Raw genomic sequence first — 19,445 nt, forward strand, 5'->3', positions numbered from 1 at the left:
TGAGCTGAGTGTTGCTGATACGACCTTCAGACGACGCCAACGCCGAGATAACGATCCTTGATCGATTCATCGGCGATGAACGCATCATTCGAGCCTTCGTACACGATGCGTCCCTGCTCGATGATGTAATGGCGATCGGCGAGTTGCGTGCACACTTCGAGGTTCTGTTCGACGAGAAGAATCGCCACGCCCGCTTTGCGGATCAGCTTCAGTTGCGCGACGATTTCCTCGACGATCACCGGCGCGAGTCCTTCCACCGGCTCGTCGAGCATCAGCAGACGCGGATGATTCATCAGCGCGCGTCCGATCGCGAGCATTTGCTGTTCGCCACCGGAAAGCTGTCCGCCGCCGTTTGTGCGACGCTCATGCAAACGCGGAAAGATGCGATAGATGTCCGCGAGCTGCCACGGCGAGTCCTTGCGCGCGCCGAGGCGCAAGTTCTCTTCCACCGATAACAGCCTGAAGATGCCGCGATGCTCCGGCACGAAGCACACGCCGCGCGCAGCGATCTTGTGAGGCGGCAACTTCGAGAGCTCGGCTCCCTTGAATTTCACGCTGCCCTGCTGCGCCGTCACGACGCCCGCGATGCTCTTGAGCGTCGTCGATTTGCCCGCGCCATTGCGCCCGAGCAGAGTAACGGTCTCGCCGTCGCCTATCTTCAGCGAAACGCCTTGCAGGATATGGCTCTTGCCGTAATAGCCGTGAATGTTATCGACGTCGAGCATCATGCGCGGCCTCCGGTGATCATGTTGCCGAGATAGGCGCTGCGCACGCGCTCGTCGCCACGAATATCGGCGGGCTTGCCCTCGACGAGCACGCGGCCTTGCTGCATCACCGTGATCGTGTCGGAGATGTCCATCACGATATCCATGTTGTGCTCGATCAGAACGACCGTGTAGTCCTCGCGCAGGCTGCGGATCAGATGCTTCATGTCGTCGAGATCGTCGATGCCCATGCCCGAGGTCGGCTCGTCGAGAAAGATCGCCTTCGGCCGCGCGGCGAGCGCCATGCCTACTTCGAGGCGCCGTTGCTGACCATGCGACAGCGCGCTCGCCTGCGTCGATGCGAAACGTTGCAGCGCGAGGCGCTCCAGAATGCCATCGACCGTATCGCGATGTTCGAGCGCGCCACGCGGCGGCGTCCATGCATCGAGCGCGCGCTTCGAATCCACGCCTTGCGCGGCGAGCCGCAGATTCTCGCGCACCGGAAGATTCGCAAACAGGCTCGTGACCTGAAACGAACGCGCAATTCCGCGCTTCACGCGCCGGTGATCGGGCTCGTGCGTCACATCGTGACCATCGAACACGATACTGCCCGCGGTGATCGGCACCGTGCCCGTCAGCACATGAAAGAGCGTGGTCTTGCCCGCGCCGTTCGGGCCGATGACGGAATGCACCGTGTTCCTCGCGATGCGCAGATGCACATCGGTGAGTGCCGCGAACTTGCCGTAGCGTTTCGCGACGCCCTTCGCTTCCAGTATCGACACGCTCATGCCGGCTCTCCCCGATCGCGCTTCACCATGCGCCAGATGCGTTCTCCCAGTCCCCACAAACCGCGCTGCATGAAGAGGCTCACCGCGATCAGCACGAGACCGAGCAACAGCAGCCAGCGCGGCCAGAGCGTCGACAGCCAGTCGGCGAAAAGCACATAGAACGCCGCGCCGAGCACGGAGGAAAAGAGATTGCCCGTGCCGCCGATCACCGTCATCACGAGAATCATCTCGCTCGTGTGATAGTCGATGTTCGATAGCGGCGCGATACCCGTCATCATCGCGTGCAGTGCGCCGGCGAGCCCCGTGACCGCGCCCGATACCACGAACGCCACGAGCTTGAAGCGCCTGACGTCGTAACCAACGGCAGCGGCGCGCGCTTCGTTGTCGCGGATCGCAAGCAAGGTGCGGCCGAAGACCGAATGCGACACGCGCAGCATCAGCCAGAACGCGATCAGGAACAGCACCGCCACGAACGCGTAGTACTGCCACGGCGATGCGATCGATACGAGCGGCTGACCGAAGATCGACAAGGCAGGACGCGGAATATCGAGCAGGCCGTTGTCGCCGCCGGTGAGATCGGGCGTCGTGTAGGCGAGAAAGTAGAACATCTGCCCGAATGCCAGCGTGAGCATCACGAAGTACGCGCCGCGCTGACGGATCGAGAACCATCCTACGATGGCCGCCGCGACCGCACCCACGACGATCGCACCGAGCAACGCCACGGGTACTTGCAGTCCTGACTTCGTGAGTATCAGGCCGGCGCTATAACTGCCGAGGCCAAAGAAGATGCCTTGCCCGAAGGACAGCAAGCCCGTATGCCCGAGCAACAGATTGCAGCCGAGCGCGGCGAGCGCATAGACGAGCACTTCGGTGGCGAGCGATCCGGAACGCATCGTCATCGGCAGGATGCAGACGACGATCGCCGCGAGCACCAGAAACCGATATCGATGCAGCGAATGCCTGAGGGATCGTTGGGGCACGCTTACGTCCAATGTATTCGAATCGAGCTTGGAATTCATGCGGTCCTCCCGAGCAATCCGTTCGGACGCAGCAGCAGCACCGCCGCCATCGCGACATAGATCATGAGACGCGCGCCTTCGGGCCATAGCGTGCTCATCACGCTTTGCACGATGCCGACCAGCAATCCGCCGACGAGCGCACCGAGAAAGTTGCCCATGCCGCCCACCACGACGACCACGAACGCAACGCCGAGCGCCTCGATGCCCATGAACGGATCGACGCCGCGTATCGGCGCGGCGAGCACGCCCGCCAGCGCCGCCGTGCCCGCGCCGAGCGCGAACACGAGACTGAAGATGCGCGTCACGTTGATGCCGAGCAGCGACACCATCTCGCTCGATTCACTGCCCGCGCGCACTGCGCTGCCGAGGCGCGTGCCTTCGAGCACCCACCATAGAACGCCCGCCAGCACGGCCGTGAACGCGATCACGAAGAGGCGGTATTTCGGGTAGATGAAGCTGCCCCACATCACGACGCCGTTCAGGATGTCGGGCACGGCCACGTTATCGCCGAGGGGTCCCCACACGATGATCGCGCACTCCTGTATCACGAGCGCAAGACCCACCGTCGCGAGAATATGGAACTCGTGCTGCTGCGCATAGACATGCCGCAGCACGAGTTTCTCGACGATCCACGCGCACGCGCCGACGACGACGGGCACGATGACGAGCGCGGCCCAAAAGCTCATCGACCACTGCATCGCCTGATAGCAAAAATACGCGCCCAACAAATAGAACGCGCCGTGGGCGAAGTTCACGAAGCGCAGCAGCCCGAACACGATCGACAAACCGACCGCGAGCAGAAAATACAGCATGCCCACGCCGATGCCGTTCACGACCTGCAACAGATAAACGTTCATGGCCTTGCATCAGAAAGGTGGCGGCGCGAATGCAGGTCTCGCCCGCATTCGCGTGAGAATGATCTGCGTCAGTACATCACGCGATCAGGCGAGCTTGCACTGCGTCTTGTCGAGCGGCAGGAACGACTGACCCGAACTCACGATGTCGGCGTAATCGTCCTTGTCTTTCATCTTGCTCTTGGGCTTGCCCTTCAGCAGATAGTAGTTCTTCAGCACCTGATGATCGCCCGCGCGAATCTCTTCGGGACCGGTCAGGCCCGCGTACTTCATACCCTGGAGCGCGGCGATGACTTTCTTCGGATCGGCGGTGCCCGCCTTCACGATGCCATCGAGCAAAATCTTCGTGCAGATATACGATCCGGCGAGGCTGTAGTTCGGGTTCGACTTATAAGCCGCGCTCACGCGCTTGACGAGATCGTGGTTGAGCGGTGCGTCGATCGCATGCCAGTATTGCGCGCCGAAATACACGCCCTCGCAGATATCCGGCCCGAGCGCTTCGAACTGCTCCAGACCCGATGCCCATGCCATCAGGATCGTGCAGTTGTTCTTCATGCCGAAGCTCACCGCCTGGCGCAACGTGTCCGACGATTGCGAGCCGAAGTTGAGAATGAGAAGAACGTCGGGCTTGGCAGCGACCGCATTGGTCAGATAGCCGCTGAACTCCTTTTCATTGAGCGAGTGATAGCTGTTGCCCACATGCTCGATGCCCTTCTCCTTGAAGATGTTCTTCGCCGCGGACAGGAGGCCGTCGCCGAACACATATTGCGGCGTGATCGTGTACCAGCGCTTCGCCTTGGGCATCGATTCGATCAGCGGGCGCACGGTCTGCTCGATCGCACCGAAAGTCGGCACCGACCAGCGGAACGTCGCGCTGTTGCAGTCCTTGCCGGTGAGTTCATCCGCGCCTGCCGTCGTGATGAAAATGCCGTCGGCCTTTTCGGCTTCCTTGCCCATCGCGAGCGCTTCAGAAGAAAGAATGCCGCCCGCGAAATAGCGCGCGTTCTTTTGCTGCGCGATTTCCTGCACGCGCCGCACAGCCGTTGCGGGTTTTCCCTCGGTATCGAGCGTCGTGTAGGCGAGCGGCTGGCCGAGCACCTTGCCGTATTGCTCGATCGCGAGCTTCATGCCGAGATCGGCGTACTTGCCGTTCGCCGCGAACGGACCGGACATGGGCACCGGGCACGCGAACTGGATCGGCGAGCCCTGCGCGAAGGCGCTTCTTGCGACGAGCGCTTCGAACGATCCCGGAATGGCCGACAGCGCGGCCAGCTTCAACATGTTTCGGCGATTCAAAATTGACGCTCCTTGAGAAGATGACCCGCGCAGCCGCTACGCTTTATTTTCGTGGTAGCTTCAAGCCTCGGCCCGGTTCATTCTATTTATCATGATAAATAGAATGAACCTGATGCTAGAAACAATAAATTCGCGTGTCAATAAGGCAAAATTCCAAGTCCGACGAGCGGGCCGTGCGCGCGTATAAAGCAGACAAAGACAGGGAGCATCGACATGGTGATGGAGCGTGCAAAACGCGCGGGCGCAGCAATCGAGATCGCGCAGCAGCCGATCAAGCAGCCGAAGCGTGCCGACCTGGTCGCGGAGGAGATCAAACGGCTGATCACGGAAAAGAACCTCAAGCCCGGCGACAAGCTGCCGCGCGAGATCGAATTGCAGCAACTCTTCTCCGTGAGCAAGAGTACGACGCGCGAGGCGCTCAAGTCGCTCGAAGTGCAAGGGCTCATCAAGGTGACGACAGGGCCTTCGGGCGGCGGCACGATCGTCGAGGTGCCGCTCGATCGCACCTTGCAACTGCTGCAGAACTATCTGTTCTTCAAGGACGTGACCATCGACGACATCTACACGGTGCGTCAGTTACTCGAGCCCGAACTTGCGGCGGGCGCGGTGCCGCATCTCACCGACGAGGATTTCGCGGCGCTGGAAACGAACATCGCATGTTGCGACGAACCTGCTTCGAAGCATCCGGATCGCGACATCGTGCGGCAACGTCAGGAAGACGTGAACTTCCACGACATTCTCGCCGCGGCAAACCCCAATCCCTTTTTGCGCTTCACGTGCGAGCTCATCAACGAGATGATCCGGCAGCTCATCGAGTTCAGGAACGACACGCCGCCAGCCGAGCATGAGCGCTTCGGCCGCGCGAATGTGAAGATCCATAAGGCGATCACGGAAGCGGCGCGCGCACGGGACGCGGACAAGGTGCGCGAACTGATGGTGATCCATATGACCGAGGCGCCGCGCTATGTGAAGCGCATGAAGGGCAAGTTGCGGGGGCGGCTGATTCTCGACTCGGAGATTCGCAAGCGCATGGGCGCACGCGGCAATTGATCGCGGGGGTTCGCCAGAGACCTTAAGGGACCAGCCCGAGGTCCAGCGAAACTACTCTCGAATCTTCCACCTTCAGCGCCGTCGTGACGCACCGCCCGAGACGATTGGACACCGCTTAGCCTCAAGCCACCGCCTTCGCTTGCCGATAACCCGATCAGTTCCCGAACCCTGCGTCGTGCCAGGAAGCCCTCGCACGCGTATCCCCTGGCGCGGGTTATCTACCCTGCCGCCTTTAACCGTATGCTCCGACGAAGGACCCGAAGATGACGACCAAATCCATCAGCCGACGCACTTTTCTTCTCGGCATGGGGGCATCGGGCCTCCTCGCGGCATGCGGAGGCGGTTCGGGTTCGAATCCGGCATCGGGATCCACGGCGTCGTCGTCCGGTCCCGCTTCCCCGTCCGGGCCGCAGGCAGGAGGCGCGCAATCCACCGCGAAGACGCCGTTGACGCTCGATCTCACGCACACCGATCTGCCGACCGGTACGGCCGTCTATGCCTACGTGATCGGCGAGACGAGTCTCGCCTCCGGCGTGACGCAGTACTGGGTGGACTCGACCGGCACGCCCCATGTGATGAGCGCCGCCGACAACACGATCGCCGCGAAGACGTTCCCCGGCTCGTCCGCACTGCCCGGCAGCGAAGCCGCCGCGCTTGCCGAAACGTATCCGCTCGCATGGGCCGATTACAGCATTCCGCTCACTGTCGGTTCGAGCTTCGTACTGGATCTGTCGAAGCTCAACGCAACGAGCATTCCGGGTCTGGGCACCGGCACGGCGGCGTTCAGCGGCCGCATTTATCTGTCCGTCGGTGTGCCGAAACTGCCGTTCACGGCGCTCAGCAGCAGCGCATACACGGCCCCTGTGACCGTCGACGGTCCCGGCTCACTCACTTTGTTCGACTGGATCGAATTCTCGTTCGACAGCGAAGGCAATTTCAACGGCAACACCACGCAGGTCGACCAGTTCGGCTTTCCGCTATTGCTGAACGGTACGCCGGGCGGCGCGCAGCAAGGTCAGTACGATTCGTCGCGTCCGGCTATCCTCGAGGCGGTATCGAAGCTGCCCGCCGCGTTCTACCTGCCGCAGAGCGTGCCTGCGCCGTCCGCGTTTCCGGCGGGACTCGCGGTCAATGGCAGCGTCACCTTGCGCGCACTCTCGCCCAAGAGCATCTCGGCGCAGAACCAGTACAGCGGCTCGCTGCTGACGTATTTCGATCAGACCATCGAGAACTGGTATCAGACGTGGACCACCACGCCGCTGTCGGTCACCGATCTCGCGACGGGCACGTACACCGGCATCGTGCAATCCGGTGCCGGCCTGACGTTCTACGCCGGTTCGACGACGAGCGGCACGGCGGCGTTCACGGTCGGCGGCGCGGGCACGCCCGGCATCTCCAGCTATGACGTCTGGCAGTGCGCGAACAGCCTCGCGACCGGCAGCGACGCCGCCAAGAACGTGCAGAAGATGCTGGCCGCTGCGTTCAACCGAGGCGTGATGTCGAACACACTCGCCGATGCGACGTGCAAGAACGACGCAGCCACCTTCTATCAGATCGCGAACCCCAACACGCTCGTCTTCAATCCGTGGGCGCAGTTGTTCCATCGACTGAGCACGAACTCACTCGCCTACGCCTTCCCGTACGACGACGTGTGCGACCAGAATCCGTCCATCGGACTGACGGCGACGCAGTCGGTCACGATTACGCTCGGAAAGTTCTTCAGCTGAGTTTCGACGAAGTGGGATAAGCGCCATGTTTCATTCGTAACCTGAATCCCTTTTTCTGAAACTCGGCGGTAACGGCGCGTGCACAGAATACATCTCATGCGCTAAACGAAACGCGCCAAACAAACCGGAGAACAAATCATGCCGATGCCGTGCTACCTCACCCTCGAAGGCCAAAACCAAGGCAAGATCGAAGGCTCGAACAAAGTCCAGGGTCACGAAGGAAAGATTCTCGTCCAGGCCGTCGATCACACCATCGAAATTCCGAAGAGCCCGCAAACGGGCCTGCCCACCGGCAAGCGCGTGCATGGCGCGATGACGATCACGAAGGAAATCGACAAGTCCTCGCCCAAGCTGTTTCAGGCGCTGACCTCGGGCGAGCAGATGAAGGACGTGTCGCTGGAGTTCTATCGCATCTCGCCGAAGGGCACGGAAGAGAAGTACTACACCGTGAAGCTGTCGAACGCGATTCTGACGAACATGAAGTCGTGGACGCCGAACGCGTTGGACCCGAACAACAAGCAAATGGGCCACATGGAAGACCTCGCGTTCACGTACGAGAAGATCACGTGGACCTACGAACCGGACGGTATCGAAGCCGAAGATTCGTGGCTTGCGCCGAAGGCCTGATGTCGAGTTGATCGGTGCACGGTGGTTCCGCTATGGTTATTGCTTCATCGACACCAGAGGGGAAAGGAACTGCTCGACGTGCGGCAACCAGATGGGAATGGAATCGGTGACGGCAAACATCCCGTGACCGTTCCTTCCAAAAGGCGGCTCGACGATCATCTCTCCCTGACCGCCAGCCGCCTGAAACGCTGCAAACCAGGTCGCCACGATCTGGGGCGCAAAGTACAAATCGTTTTCGACATAGTGCCAAAGTACCGGCACTTTTATCGTCGATGAAAAATGCCGGATCGCGTCGGCCATCTGTTGCGGGCCGCAGGGTATGCCCGGATGTTTCGCCGGGTCACCACCGCGACCGCCCGAGAAGTTCACGACCGCGACCAGCCCCTTTGGGGCATAGCTCGCCGCTGCGAGAGACGCGAATCCGCCTGCCGACTGACCCACCAGGACGACGTGATCCCTATCGACCTGTGGCAACGTCCCTGCATAGGCGACGGCTGCGAGCACATCCTGCGCCGCGTCTTTGCCTGCCTGAAGATAGTCGGGGTTCTTGCATGAACCGAAGCCCTCTTCATAAGTCCCGCCTGTAGCGCCGAAGCCCCGGCGAATCGGCACGATGACTGCGAAGCCGAGCTGGACGAATGTCCGGATTTGCGGCAATTCACGGTAGCGGCCGACCTTCGGGCGGTCCCTCGGATCAGGCGGACTGCCGTGGCTCAACACGATCAACGGAAAAGGTCCGTCGCCGTCGGGCATATAGGTGGTCGCGACGATGTCGCGTTCGTGTTCGCCGAACAGGCCGTGCTCGATCATCGGCACCTTGACGACGGTTTCGTGCAGATCGGCAGCGCGCGTGTCCATGTCGTCACCAGCCAACGCGACGTTGGCGATACCCCAAATCGATGCGCCTAACGTCATCGACCACGCCAGGCGGATCAGAATCCCTTTTCGACGATTCATCGGGCTCATATCAAGGCTCAGGCGCGCGGTCGCGCCCTGTACCACTTCGGATGAAATGCTTCGACGAGCGGGCCATCGATGCGCAGCGCATGGCAACCGTCGATTTGAAACGGCCGTGCGGCGCCGCTCGCGTTGATCTCTTCGCTCATCGTCTGGAACGCGGCCGTCGCCACTGCACCGATCAGCTCCGTCAGATGCGTGCAGCCCTGCACGCCGCCGAACAGGCTTCTGATCTCACGCATGAAACCCGGCGCGAGTGTCATACCTTGCAGCTTCCGATACTCCGGCGCGATCGTGTCGCAATGGCCGACATAGGGCACGGTAATCGACTCGGCATGCGCATCGCGAATCACGAAGTCGACGCCTATCGTAATGCGCAGCATCATTTCGTGTACCGGATCGCCTGCCTTGACCACCACGCCATGCGACGCGCGGTCGTATGACTTCGTATCGCGCAGGCGGCCTTCGATGTCGTAGAGGCCGTCCGCGCGTTTGAAGCCTTGCAGTGTGATCTGCCGCGTGTGCAGCGGCACGCGATCCGTCGTCACAGCGTGCTCGCGAGTTCCGGTACGACCGTGAACAGATCGCCGACGAGACCGTAATCGGCCACGCTGAAGATCGGCGCTTCGGGGTCCTTGTTGATCGCGACGATGACCTTCGAATCCTTCATGCCGGCCAGATGCTGAATCGCGCCCGAGATGCCGACAGCCACATACAGTTGCGGCGCGACGATCTTGCCGGTTTGACCGACCTGATAGTCGTTCGGGACATAGCCAGCATCGACTGCCGCGCGCGATGCGCCCAGCGCCGCGTTGAGTTTGTCGGCGAGCGGTTCGAGCGTTTTCGTATAGTTGTCGCCGCTACCCAGTCCACGTCCACCCGACACGATGATGTGCGCGCTCGTCAGTTCCGGACGATCCAGCTTCGTCACTTCACGGCTCACGAACTGCGAGATGCCCGCGTCGGCTGCTGCTTCGATCTTTTCGATCTGAGCGTTACCACCTTCCGCAGCAACCGGATCGAAGCCCGTCGCGCGCACCGTGACGACCTTGATCGGATCGCTCGATTGCACCGTGGCGATCGCATTGCCCGCGTAGATCGGGCGCTCGAACGTGTCGGGGCTATCGACGGCGGTGATATCGCTGATCTGCGCGACATCGAGATGCGCGGCGATACGCGGCGCGATGTTCTTACCGTAAGCGGTCGCCGGCGCGAAGATGTGCGAATAGTCCTTAGCGATGTTCAACACCGTGCCGTCGATGTTTTCAGCCAGGCCGTCGGCGAGTTGAGGCGCATCGGCGAGCAGTACCTTTGCGACGCCCGCGATCTTCGCCGCCGCATCCGCCGCGCCCTGCGCGTTCGAACCCGCGATCAGCACATGCACATCGCCACCGATCTTCAACGCAGCCGCAATCGTGTTGAGCGTCGCGGCCTTGATCGACGCATTGTCGTGTTCCGCAATAACGAGAGTCGTCATCAGATTACCTTCGCTTCGTTCTTCAGTTTTTCGACCAATGCCTTCACGTCGGGAACCGTAATTCCCGCGCTGCGTTTCGACGGCTCGACGACCTTCAGCGTCTTCAGACGCGGTGCGACATCGACGCCCAGATCGGCGGGCTTCACCGTCGACAAAGGCTTCTTCTTCGCCTTCATGATGTTCGGCAGCGTCACGTAGCGCGGCTCGTTCAGGCGCAGATCCGTCGTGACCACTGCGGGGAGCTTCAAAGAAAGCGTTTCCGCGCCGCCATCGACTTCACGCGATACTGTCGCCTTGCCATCCGCGACTACGACCTTCGATGCGAACGTCGCTTGCGGCAGACCTGCCAGCGCCGCAAGCATCTGGCCGGTTTGATTCGAGTCATCGTCGATTGCCTGCTTGCCGAGAATGACGAGTTGAGGCTTTTCCTGATCGACCAGCGCCTTCAACAACTTTGCGACGGCCAAAGGCTGCAAGTCTTCCGACGTTTCCACCAACACAGCGCGATCCGCGCCAATGGCAAGCGCAGTACGCAACGTCTCCTGACACTGCGTCACCCCGCACGACACCGCGATAACTTCCGTCGCAACACCCGCTTCTTTCAGACGCACTGCTTCTTCAACAGCAATCTCGTCGAACGGATTCATCGACATCTTCACGTTGGCGATATCGACGCCCGTGTTATCCGACTTCACCCGGACCTTGACGTTGTAATCGACCACACGCTTGATCGGCACCAGAACCTTCATTCCTCTTATCTCCTCATGTCCGCTTCACGCGGCCTGAATTCGTCGGGCACGATCGACGATCGGCTTGTCTACGAGCTTCCCGTCCACCGAAATCGCGCCGCGCGGATTGGCTTCGAGCGCGGCCAGAACACGCGCCGCCCATTCGCGTTCCGCCCCGCTCGGCGCGAAACCCGTGTTCACCGCCTCGACCTGCTTCGGATGGATGCATAACTTGCCGCCGAAACCGAAACGGCGCGCATCGAGCACGTCGGCGTTGATCGCATCGATATCGCCGGTGGCGAGCGTCACGCCGTCGACCGGCGGCGGCAGTCCCGCAAAGCGCGACTCGATGACAAACTGCGAGCGCACGTAATCCAGCTCGCGCCCGGTGCCATCGATGCCCGCGTCCACGCCGAAATCGAACGAACCGAAGGCGAGCCGCGCCACGCGTCCGCTCTGCGCGATCTCGCGCATGCGCACCACGCCCGCGACGCTCTCCACCAGCGCGATCAGCTCGACACCTTCGACACAGCGCGCCGCGATATCGGCGAGTTGCGCCGCGTCCTCGGCCTTCGGCGCCATGACGGCGCGCATGTTAGCCGCGCGCACCATCGACACATCTTCCTCGTGCCACGGCGTGCCATAGGCATTCACGCGTATCACGACGCGCTCGCGCACCTCGTCCGATAGCGGCGATTGCAACCATTGCGCGATCTGCGTGCGAGCCTGTGCTTTCGCGTCGATGGCGACCGCATCCTCCAGATCGATGACGACGCGATGCGCCGCTGTCGCCAATGCCTTGTCGAAACGCTCGGGACGATCGCCCGGAACGAACAGATAACTACGTGCAATCATGCGCAATTCCTCGAATGCTTCAGGCGCCGCTCCAGCCGCGCTGGAACGTCTCCGAATAGCTGAAGCGGTCGGCGGGATGGATGCTGACCGCCGCCTCGACGATCTCCCCGCGCTTGTTGAAGTACCGGCGCGACAGCCACAGCGCGGGCGAACGCGCCTTCGCGTTGACGAGGCGCGCGATGTCCGCAGGCAACGCCATCGCGCGAATCTCCTGCTCCACGCGTGCGATCTGCTCGCCGAACTGACGCTCGATCATCGTGAAGATCGGCGTATGCGGCTCGTCCTCGATGCCCGTCAGCGAACGGAACGCGGGCTGTATATAAACTTCGGTATGACAGATCGGATCGACACTCTCCGGCGAGCGCCGGATGCCTTCCAGACGCAGCCACGTTTCGCCGGGCTTCGCCTGCAACATCGCGCACAGCGAGGCATCGCTCACTTCGACGGTCTCCTTCTTCAGGACCTGAAGCGCTGTGTCCGCGGAATAGCGATGCAGGTCGCTCAGTTGCTGCATGACCTGCCGATAACTGCCTTCCGAATTCAGCGCCTTGACCGTGGTGCCGATGCCCGCCTGCCGCACCACCATGCCGAGCTGCACGAGCTGCTTGACCGCTTCGCGCACGGTCGAGCGGCTCGCGCCGAACTGCTCGCACAATTCGAATTCGGTGGGAATGGTGGAGCCCACCGGAAAGCGTCCGTTCTGAATTTCGTTGATGAGCGTCTGCGCCAGTTGCAGATAACGCGGTTGCTGACCGAGCACGTTGACCATCTTTTGCACGCACGATGAAGGATTGACGGACGGACCCGCCATTCGCGCGACATCATCCGGTGCAAGCATCATCATTGCACCGCGCCGCTTTCGCGCAAATGAGCGATCCGTCCAGCATCGTAACCGAGTTCGGCCAGAAGCCTCGCGTTGTCCTGCCCGAGTTCGGGCGCGGCGCGCGCCGCCAGCGTTTCGTTCACGCGCACCGGCGCGGCCACATTGCGGACCTTGCCGAAGCGCGGATGCTCCGCTTCCGTCACGCTCTGACGCTCCGCGACGAACGGATTGTCGAGCGCCTGCTTGACGTCGTAGACCGGCGCGGCAGGCACGCGGCCACCCAGGCGTTCGAGCCATTCGGCCGTCGTCGCGCGCGAGAGCGCCGTATCCAGTTCCTGTTCCACGAGATCGCGATTCGCGAGCCGCGCCTTGAAATTGCAGAAGCGTTCGTCGGTGATCCATGACGGCTTGTCGAGTATCTCGGCCAGCACGCCCCAGAACTTTTCCTTGTTGCACATCAGGAAGATCCAGCCGTCCTTCGTCTTGTACAACTGGCTCGGCGTGAGCGACGGATGCGCCGATCGACGGTCGCGTCCGGTCACCGTGCCGCCGTTCAAATACCATGTGCCGACATACGCGAGGTTATGCAGCGCGACATCGAAGAGGCTCGTGTCCATGTCGCGGCCGATGCCCGTCGTGCGCGCCTGCACGAGACCCGCGAGCAGCGCCATCGCGGCGGTGGTCCCGGTCATCAGATCGATGATCGAGAGGCCGAAGCGCGCGGGCGGCGCGTCAGGCTCGCCGGTCACGGACAGATACCCCGCTTCCGCCTGCATCAGATAATCGTAGCCGGGCCACGATGCGCGGCTGCCGGTGCGTCCATAAGCCGACAGATGCGCGCAGACGATCGCCGGATTCGCGTCCTTCAATTGGTCGTAGGTGAGACCCAGTTTCACGGGCAGATCGCCGCGCAGATTGTTGAAGACCGCATCGCTCGTCTTCACGAGATCGAGCAGCACTTCACGCCCCTCGGGCTTCTTCAGATCGAGCGTCAGACTGCACTTGTTGCGATTGAACGCCTCGAAGAAATGGCTATCGCCCTCGCCGAAAAAATAAGGACCTACATTGCGGCCGACATCGCCGCCTTCGCGGAAGTTCTCGATCTTGATGACTTCCGCGCCGAGATCGGCGAGATGCTGCGTCGCGAACGGACCCGCACCGTATTGTTCGATGGCGACGATACGTACGCCGGAAAGAGGCAGGCTCATGCGGGGTTCCTCGCAATCAGCATCTTGGCGATGATCAGGCGTTGCATCTCGTTCGTGCCCTCGCCGATGGTCAGGAGCGGCGCATCGCGATACAGCCGCTCGACGTTGTATTCCTTCGAATAACCATACGCGCCGTGGATGCGCATCGCTTCCATGCTGTTCTCGACAGCCGCTTCGGTGGCGAAGTACTTCGCCATGCCCGCTTCCATGTCGCAGCGCAGGCCCTTGTCATACGCGCGCGCGGCCGAGTCGGTCAGAAGGCGCGCGGCTTCCACGCGCGTCGCCATCTCGCCGAGCTTGAGCGCGATCGCCTGATGCTCGCAGATGGGCTTGCCGAAGGTCTTGCGCTGCTGCGAATACGCGACCGCTTCATCGAGCGCGGCCTGCGCGACGCCGACACCACGCGCCGCCACATTGATGCGACCGAGTTCCAGACCGCTCAGGATCTGCTTGAGCCCGAGCCCTTCCTGACCGCCGATCACGCGCGACACCGGCACGCGAAAATCGGTGAACGTGAGCTCGCAGGTATCGATGCCCTTGTAGCCGAGCTTCTGCAACTGGCGGCTCACTTCGTAACCCGGTCCCTTCTCGACGATCAAGAGGCTCATGCCTTTATGACGCGGCTGCGCGTCCGGATCGGTCTTCACGAGCAGCGCGAGCACGTTGCCGTACTTGCTGTTCGTGATCCAAGTCTTGTTGCCATTGACGACATACTCGTCGCCTTCGCGGCGCGCGACGGTGCGGATCGCCTGAAGGTCCGTGCCGCAATCCGGCTCGGTCAGGCCGATGCCGCCGCGCAGTTCGCCCGTCGCCATGCGCGGGAGAAACTCGCGCTTCTGGTCTTCGGTGCCGTTGCGCTGGATCGTCATCGCCATGATGAGGTGCGAGTTGATGATGCCGCTCACTGACATCCACACCGCCGAAATGCGATCGACGATCTTCGCGTAGGTCGCCGTCGTCAGACCGAGACCGCCGTACTCGGGCGAGATCAGGCAACCGAACAGCCCCATGCCCTTCATCTTCTCGACGATCTCATGCGGATACTCGTCCTTCGCGTCGAGCTCGTGCACATACGGCTTGACTTCCGTCTTGAGGAAGCGGTCGAGCATGTCGAGAATGAGCGTCTCGTTCTCTGCGTAGTCGCTCATGTCCTGCTGTTGATCGGCGTCGATGGTAGCCATTGCTTCTCCTGTATTCGTGTGTACGTCTTACGCGAGCGCGTGCGCCAGCGTGCGTGCCGGATGCGCGTCGAGCGAAAGCACCGCTTCGCAGATGCGTTCGGCGGCATCGCGCGAAACGTTGCGCTGCGCGTTGTCGAAAAACTTCGCGACGATGTCGTCGTTGGTGAGCGGCTTGTCCGACGAGCCGCGATTGATCGACTCGCGATGCGTCAGCGTGCGGCCGTCGCGCGTATGCACGATCACCTCGCCCGTGTAGTGACGCGGGTACGTCGAGTCCGGGTCCGCCTCGTGCACGACGCGCGCCGCGAGTGCGCGCACGGTTTCATCGGAGAGCGCTGCGGGTTCGAGATCGTCGAGCGTGAAGCGGCCATGCAACAGCCCGGTCGCGACGATGTACGGAATGCTGAACTGCGCGTCGTAACTGTTCGAAGGATTCTGCTTCGGCGCGACCGGCTCGCAGACGATCGGGATCGTCGGGCCGGGCACGCGCACGATCACGCGCTCGATATCGCTCGCCTTCAAACCATGCGCGCGATGCAGCGCGATCGCCGCATCCGACGATGCATGCGTGAAATGGCACGCGGGAATCGGCTTCAGCGCAACGCCGTCGATTTCCCATGTTTCACCGAGGCCCGCCGTCGCGATGTCGATATCGCCCGCTTCGAGCGACTGCTTCATATAGAGCGCATAGAGACCGAAGCGGCCTTCATACGCCGCGCCCGGGCCGATATAACCATGCTTCGCGAGCGTCGCGGAAGTTGCGCCCGCGACCGCGGCCCATCCCGGATGCAGACGCTTGGTCCATGCGCCGTCTTGCAGAAATTCCAGATTGCCCGATGCCATCGACAGCACGATGCCTTGCGCATGCTGCGCCTTCTCGACCGACAAACCGAGCAGACGCGCCGCGCCCAGCGCGCAGCCGAACGCGCCTACGAGTCCGGTCGGATGAAAGCCCGCGTTATGGAAGCCGCTCTTCGCAGCGGACCCTACGCGCGTCGAGACTTCCATCGCGCAGAGATAGGCGGTGAGCAGATCCGCGCCGCTCGCGTTCTCCCGCTCGGCGAGATTGAAGGCGACGGGCAACGCGCTCGCCGTCGAATGAATCACGCCGCGTGCGTGGGTGTCGTCGAAATCGAGGCTGTGAATCAGCAGGCCGTTGAGCAGCATCGCATCGCGCAGCGCGAGCTTTTGCTCGTGTCCGAAGACCGTCGCTTCGCCGCTGCCGAGTTCCTGCATCGCGGCGAGCGTCGAGCTTGCGTACGGCAGCTTCAGCGTCGCATAGGCGAGGCCGATGCTGTCGAGGATCAGATGCTTCGCGCGTTCGCGCACGCGCTCTGGCACGTCGCTCAGTTGCAGATGCGTCGTAAAGGAAGCCAGGCGCTGCGACACCGTTTGTGCCTGCTGCTGAATCTCGTTGCGTGCATTCATCGCGCGGCTCCCTGATGGTTGAGCGACAGATCGTTGGCGGCAGGCTCGTCATCGGGCGAGACGTCTTCCAGCGAGAACTGGTTCGCGTCCACACCGAGAGTCAACACAGCGATCACGAGCAGGATCAGAACGCCCGCGACCATGCCGAGCACGCCGAACAGACCGAGTTGCGCGTACAGGATCACTGCGGCATACGAAGTGAGCATCGACGCGACGCGTCCGCATACGCCCGCCACGCCCGTGCCGCGCAGACGCAGCGCGGTCGGGAAAAGTTCGGGCACATAGCCGAACAGACCCAGCGTGACGATGCCGAAGATGCAGCTCACGAGCGTGAAGCCCACGACGGCGATCGCGGCATTGGCCGTCATCTGCGGATAGACGAAGCCCAGCACGATGGTGATGACGCTAAAGAACACGAGTCCTTTCGCGCGGCCCAGCCGATCGGCGGTCACGTAGCCGAGCACCGCGCCGAAGGGCGCACCGAAGGACATCAGCGTCGTGAAGCCGAGCGAAGTCACGATGTCGCGACCTTCGCGCACGAAGAAGGTCGGCAGCCAGGCGACGAAGCCGTACACCGCGACATTCACCGCGACAGCCGTCAACGCCGCCGTGAGCGTGCGGCCGATCATGCCGCGGCGAAACAGCGCCGCCAGCGGCACGCTCGGCACCTGAAGATTCTGCGTGCGCGGGACATCGGACAGCGGGCCTTTGCGCGCGGCGACTTCGGCTTCGATGGCGCTCACGGTTTCTTCCGCTTCCTGCGTGCGTCCGACCGATTCGAGCCAGCGCGGCGACTCGGGCATGCGATGACGCAGCGCCCACACGATCACCGCACCGATGCCCGCGATGCCGAACATCCAGCGCCAGCCGAGATGCGGAATGACCACATAGCCCACGCTCGTTGCGATCACGAGGCCCGAGTTGACGATGAGCCCGAGCAGCGAGATCCAGCGTCCGCGATACGCGGGCGGAATGAATTCGCACAGGGTGCCCGCCGCTACTACCAACTCTGCGCCGAGCCCGATGCCCATGACGAAGCGCGCGCCGATCAGCCATTGGATGTTCGGCGCGAATGCGGCGACGAACGACATCAAGCCGAAGAGCGCGAGATTGAACTGATACGAAGAGCGGCGGCCGAAGCGGTCGCCGAGATAGCCGGACAGGCCCGCGCCGATCACCATGCCGAGAAAGCCCGACGAGACAAACAGCGCGTTGAGTTGCAGCGTCGAGAAGCCCGATTTCAGCATCGCGGCGGACACGCCGCCCGCGAGATAGACATCGAATGCGTCGAGGCACGCGCCCGCGCTGATGAGACCGAGAATCTTCCAATGAAAACGCGACATCGGCAGCCGGTCTAGCCGGGCGCCCGAGCTTACGTAATGACTCACAGTTGTCTCCAGTACTGTGACGATGAACCGTCGCGCCGCCGCGTGTCGTCGTTGCCGAGCGGTCTTGTATGCGAAACGGAAAGGGAGCGCCGGCGGCATGGCGCCGGCGGGATGGGCCAGGTCTGCGAACTCAGTCTTCGGCGGTGCCGTGGCCGCGCTTTGCGATCAGCGCGGTACGGATGAAGTCCATGACGGGCTTGCCGTCCTGATTGAATGCACGCGTATGCACCGTGACGACGCCCTGCGTCGGGCGTGATTTCGATTCGCGCACTTCGAGCACTTCCGACTCCGCATACAGCGTGTCGCCCGCAAAAACGGGACCCGTCAGGCGAATTTCCTTCCAGCCGAGATTGGCGATCGCCTTGCCGCTCACGTCGTTCACCGACATGCCCAGCACGATCGCGACGGTCAGGCCGCTGCTCACGAGAAGCTTGCCGAACTCGCTCTTCGATGCGTGATGCGCGTCGCAGTGCATCGGGTGGAAGTTCATCGTCAGCAGCGAGAACTGGATGTTGTCCGCATCCGTGATGGTGCGGCCCGGGCGATGCTCGTAGATATCGCCGACGGTGAACTCCTCCAGATAACGACCGTAGCTGGCCCGGTAACGCTGTTTGCCCACTCTGTCCGAATGCATGCTTCACGCCTCCTGTCTTAAACGTTGCTTTGTACGGACAAAGTATCGTTTGTGATGGCGGTAGCGTCAAGATGGAATGTGTAGCGGTAAACCCTTCCTGCGTTCGGAAGGGCGACGGCTCGGCCAGTGGTGGACGTAGTCAGCCACGATTGCGTTCATTCTGGCGCAATGAATTTCAGTCCGCGTCGCAACCGAATCGGGCCATGAATGCTCGACTCGGGATTCAATCGCGCCCCTTTCTGCGTCATCACAATGCGCTCCTCACGCGCAAGCCTCGCAGCGACTTGCCTTATCGACGGCATCAATGCTCGCCATCCGTCTTCATCGCGAACTAAAGCACGCGCGACATCCGATGGACAAATCGAGGCCGTCGTAGCGCGCCTGCCGAGCAACTCCAGCATGCATTTCTCGATGTCGACGTTCGTTACGGTCATGGCTGTCTCGTGCTCTCGTGTCTGACGGTCCTGTTCTGCAACACCGTCCAGGAACATGGCCGTTTGAAATGATCGAGTCAATCGCGACGGTTGACATCAGTTCTTCGGGCACAGCTTTACACCCGTCGCCTCGCCACAACACTTTCTGATACGACAAATCGATATGTGTACCGTTCGTTTAATTTCTTGGCCTACAATCGAGAATAATTCGCATTTACATATTTCGCTTACAACCCAACCAAGAAGAGTCTGGCCTTATGTCGCAAC

At 61.9% G+C, this 19,445-nt stretch carries 20 protein-coding genes; 3 read left to right on the top strand and 17 right to left on the bottom strand.

Translation table 11 applies throughout. From position 1 onward, the window contains the following. Positions 1 to 26: 26 nt before the first annotated feature. The 5 genes from IAG25_RS03375 to IAG25_RS03395 form a co-directional block, all read right to left on the bottom strand. Complete coding sequence (locus IAG25_RS03375) at positions 27 to 728, bottom strand: ABC transporter ATP-binding protein (RefSeq protein WP_187603514.1); 702 nt, start codon at positions 726 to 728, stop codon at positions 27 to 29. Beyond that, positions 725 to 1,492: an ABC transporter ATP-binding protein gene (locus IAG25_RS03380; RefSeq protein WP_035498072.1), complete on the bottom strand. Its 768-nt coding sequence runs from the start codon at positions 1,490 to 1,492 to the stop codon at positions 725 to 727. Before IAG25_RS03380 ends, IAG25_RS03375 begins: the two co-directional genes overlap by 4 nt. After that, positions 1,489 to 2,511, bottom strand: coding sequence for a branched-chain amino acid ABC transporter permease (locus tag IAG25_RS03385; RefSeq protein ID WP_187603515.1), 1,023 nt, complete (start codon positions 2,509 to 2,511; stop codon positions 1,489 to 1,491). The genes IAG25_RS03380 and IAG25_RS03385 overlap by 4 nt, the downstream gene beginning before the upstream one ends. Next, positions 2,508 to 3,368 carry a branched-chain amino acid ABC transporter permease gene (locus IAG25_RS03390; protein ID WP_187603516.1) on the bottom strand — a complete coding sequence of 287 codons (861 nt, stop codon included), beginning with the start codon at positions 3,366 to 3,368 and terminating at the stop codon, positions 2,508 to 2,510. The genes IAG25_RS03385 and IAG25_RS03390 overlap by 4 nt, the downstream gene beginning before the upstream one ends. A gap of 84 nt (positions 3,369 to 3,452) precedes the next feature. Next, on the bottom strand, positions 3,453 to 4,661 hold the full coding sequence (locus IAG25_RS03395) for an ABC transporter substrate-binding protein (RefSeq protein WP_187603517.1): 1,209 nt from the start codon (positions 4,659 to 4,661) through the stop codon (positions 3,453 to 3,455). 213 nt (positions 4,662 to 4,874) lie between these two features. Between IAG25_RS03395 and IAG25_RS03400 the strand changes: the two genes are divergently transcribed. The 3 genes from IAG25_RS03400 (at position 4,875) to IAG25_RS03410 (ending at position 8,065) form a co-directional block, all read left to right on the top strand. After that, entirely contained in the window at positions 4,875 to 5,711 is an 837-nt protein-coding gene (locus IAG25_RS03400; protein ID WP_187603518.1) for a FadR/GntR family transcriptional regulator, read from the top strand. A gap of 263 nt (positions 5,712 to 5,974) precedes the next feature. Next, positions 5,975 to 7,438, top strand: a complete 1,464-nt coding sequence (locus IAG25_RS03405) for a beta-1,3-glucanase family protein (protein WP_187603519.1) — start codon at positions 5,975 to 5,977, stop codon at positions 7,436 to 7,438. 138 nt (positions 7,439 to 7,576) lie between these two features. Further along, positions 7,577 to 8,065: an Hcp family type VI secretion system effector gene (locus IAG25_RS03410; protein ID WP_035498061.1), complete on the top strand. Its 489-nt coding sequence runs from the start codon at positions 7,577 to 7,579 to the stop codon at positions 8,063 to 8,065. A gap of 36 nt (positions 8,066 to 8,101) precedes the next feature. Here the strand turns inward: IAG25_RS03410 and IAG25_RS03415 are convergent, their stop codons facing one another. The 12 genes from IAG25_RS03415 to IAG25_RS03470 form a co-directional block, all read right to left on the bottom strand. Beyond that, a complete protein-coding gene (locus tag IAG25_RS03415; RefSeq protein ID WP_187603520.1) occupies positions 8,102 to 9,031 on the bottom strand; it encodes an alpha/beta hydrolase family protein in 930 nt (309 codons plus the stop codon). Between the two features lie 8 nt (positions 9,032 to 9,039). Further along, positions 9,040 to 9,570 carry a DUF2889 domain-containing protein gene (locus tag IAG25_RS03420; protein ID WP_187603521.1) on the bottom strand — a complete coding sequence of 177 codons (531 nt, stop codon included), beginning with the start codon at positions 9,568 to 9,570 and terminating at the stop codon, positions 9,040 to 9,042. Further along, on the bottom strand, positions 9,567 to 10,499 hold the full coding sequence (locus tag IAG25_RS03425) for an electron transfer flavoprotein subunit alpha/FixB family protein (RefSeq protein ID WP_187603522.1): 933 nt from the start codon (positions 10,497 to 10,499) through the stop codon (positions 9,567 to 9,569). Before IAG25_RS03425 ends, IAG25_RS03420 begins: the two co-directional genes overlap by 4 nt. Continuing rightward, on the bottom strand, positions 10,499 to 11,248 hold the full coding sequence (locus tag IAG25_RS03430; RefSeq protein ID WP_187603523.1) for an electron transfer flavoprotein subunit beta/FixA family protein: 750 nt from the start codon (positions 11,246 to 11,248) through the stop codon (positions 10,499 to 10,501). The genes IAG25_RS03425 and IAG25_RS03430 overlap by 1 nt, the downstream gene beginning before the upstream one ends. A gap of 24 nt (positions 11,249 to 11,272) precedes the next feature. Next, complete coding sequence (locus IAG25_RS03435; RefSeq protein ID WP_187603524.1) at positions 11,273 to 12,082, bottom strand: HpcH/HpaI aldolase/citrate lyase family protein; 810 nt, start codon at positions 12,080 to 12,082, stop codon at positions 11,273 to 11,275. A 19-nt stretch (positions 12,083 to 12,101) separates the two neighbouring features. Then, the gene (locus IAG25_RS03440) at positions 12,102 to 12,851 is read right to left on the bottom strand and encodes a GntR family transcriptional regulator (protein WP_187603730.1); all 750 of its coding nucleotides are present in this window, start codon (positions 12,849 to 12,851) and stop codon (positions 12,102 to 12,104) included. A 71-nt stretch (positions 12,852 to 12,922) separates the two neighbouring features. Next, on the bottom strand, positions 12,923 to 14,113 hold the full coding sequence (locus tag IAG25_RS03445) for a CaiB/BaiF CoA transferase family protein (RefSeq protein ID WP_187603525.1): 1,191 nt from the start codon (positions 14,111 to 14,113) through the stop codon (positions 12,923 to 12,925). Next, positions 14,110 to 15,294, bottom strand: a complete 1,185-nt coding sequence (locus IAG25_RS03450) for an acyl-CoA dehydrogenase family protein (protein WP_255503492.1) — start codon at positions 15,292 to 15,294, stop codon at positions 14,110 to 14,112. Before IAG25_RS03450 ends, IAG25_RS03445 begins: the two co-directional genes overlap by 4 nt. Positions 15,295 to 15,321: 27 nt before the next feature. After that, a complete protein-coding gene (locus IAG25_RS03455) occupies positions 15,322 to 16,722 on the bottom strand; it encodes an MmgE/PrpD family protein (protein ID WP_187603526.1) in 1,401 nt (466 codons plus the stop codon). Further along, positions 16,719 to 18,065: an MFS transporter gene (locus IAG25_RS03460; protein ID WP_222946386.1), complete on the bottom strand. Its 1,347-nt coding sequence runs from the start codon at positions 18,063 to 18,065 to the stop codon at positions 16,719 to 16,721. The genes IAG25_RS03455 and IAG25_RS03460 overlap by 4 nt, the downstream gene beginning before the upstream one ends. Before the next feature lie 175 nt (positions 18,066 to 18,240). Beyond that, the gene (locus tag IAG25_RS03465) at positions 18,241 to 18,744 is read right to left on the bottom strand and encodes a MaoC family dehydratase (RefSeq protein ID WP_086968128.1); all 504 of its coding nucleotides are present in this window, start codon (positions 18,742 to 18,744) and stop codon (positions 18,241 to 18,243) included. 155 nt (positions 18,745 to 18,899) lie between these two features. Next, entirely contained in the window at positions 18,900 to 19,235 is a 336-nt protein-coding gene (locus tag IAG25_RS03470; protein ID WP_222946345.1) for a DUF3253 domain-containing protein, read from the bottom strand. Positions 19,236 to 19,445: the final 210 nt, after the last annotated feature.

Origin of the sequence: Caballeronia sp. EK (assembly GCF_014384845.1) — a bacterium.
GTDB lineage: Bacteria > Pseudomonadota > Gammaproteobacteria > Burkholderiales > Burkholderiaceae > Caballeronia > Caballeronia jiangsuensis.

What these genes read in the sequence shown, in the direction of transcription:
- IAG25_RS03410 (WP_035498061.1), top strand. Translation starts at nt 7,577, where the DNA reads ATGCCGATGCCGTGCTACCTCACCCTCGAAGGCCAAAACCAAGGCAAG.
- IAG25_RS03460 (WP_222946386.1), bottom strand. Translation starts at nt 18,065, where the DNA reads ATGTCGCGTTTTCATTGGAAGATTCTCGGTCTCATCAGCGCGGGCGCG.
- IAG25_RS03380 (WP_035498072.1), bottom strand. Translation starts at nt 1,492, where the DNA reads ATGAGCGTGTCGATACTGGAAGCGAAGGGCGTCGCGAAACGCTACGGC.
- IAG25_RS03415 (WP_187603520.1), bottom strand. Translation starts at nt 9,031, where the DNA reads ATGAGCCCGATGAATCGTCGAAAAGGGATTCTGATCCGCCTGGCGTGG.
- IAG25_RS03425 (WP_187603522.1), bottom strand. Translation starts at nt 10,499, where the DNA reads ATGACGACTCTCGTTATTGCGGAACACGACAATGCGTCGATCAAGGCC.
- IAG25_RS03390 (WP_187603516.1), bottom strand. Translation starts at nt 3,368, where the DNA reads ATGAACGTTTATCTGTTGCAGGTCGTGAACGGCATCGGCGTGGGCATG.
- IAG25_RS03435 (WP_187603524.1), bottom strand. Translation starts at nt 12,082, where the DNA reads ATGATTGCACGTAGTTATCTGTTCGTTCCGGGCGATCGTCCCGAGCGT.
- IAG25_RS03450 (WP_255503492.1), bottom strand. Translation starts at nt 15,294, where the DNA reads ATGGCTACCATCGACGCCGATCAACAGCAGGACATGAGCGACTACGCA.
- IAG25_RS03405 (WP_187603519.1), top strand. Translation starts at nt 5,975, where the DNA reads ATGACGACCAAATCCATCAGCCGACGCACTTTTCTTCTCGGCATGGGG.
- IAG25_RS03385 (WP_187603515.1), bottom strand. Translation starts at nt 2,511, where the DNA reads ATGAATTCCAAGCTCGATTCGAATACATTGGACGTAAGCGTGCCCCAA.
- IAG25_RS03465 (WP_086968128.1), bottom strand. Translation starts at nt 18,744, where the DNA reads ATGCATTCGGACAGAGTGGGCAAACAGCGTTACCGGGCCAGCTACGGT.
- IAG25_RS03455 (WP_187603526.1), bottom strand. Translation starts at nt 16,722, where the DNA reads ATGAATGCACGCAACGAGATTCAGCAGCAGGCACAAACGGTGTCGCAG.
- IAG25_RS03440 (WP_187603730.1), bottom strand. Translation starts at nt 12,851, where the DNA reads ATGGTCAACGTGCTCGGTCAGCAACCGCGTTATCTGCAACTGGCGCAG.
- IAG25_RS03470 (WP_222946345.1), bottom strand. Translation starts at nt 19,235, where the DNA reads ATGTTCCTGGACGGTGTTGCAGAACAGGACCGTCAGACACGAGAGCAC.
- IAG25_RS03430 (WP_187603523.1), bottom strand. Translation starts at nt 11,248, where the DNA reads ATGAAGGTTCTGGTGCCGATCAAGCGTGTGGTCGATTACAACGTCAAG.
- IAG25_RS03400 (WP_187603518.1), top strand. Translation starts at nt 4,875, where the DNA reads ATGGTGATGGAGCGTGCAAAACGCGCGGGCGCAGCAATCGAGATCGCG.
- IAG25_RS03375 (WP_187603514.1), bottom strand. Translation starts at nt 728, where the DNA reads ATGATGCTCGACGTCGATAACATTCACGGCTATTACGGCAAGAGCCAT.
- IAG25_RS03445 (WP_187603525.1), bottom strand. Translation starts at nt 14,113, where the DNA reads ATGAGCCTGCCTCTTTCCGGCGTACGTATCGTCGCCATCGAACAATAC.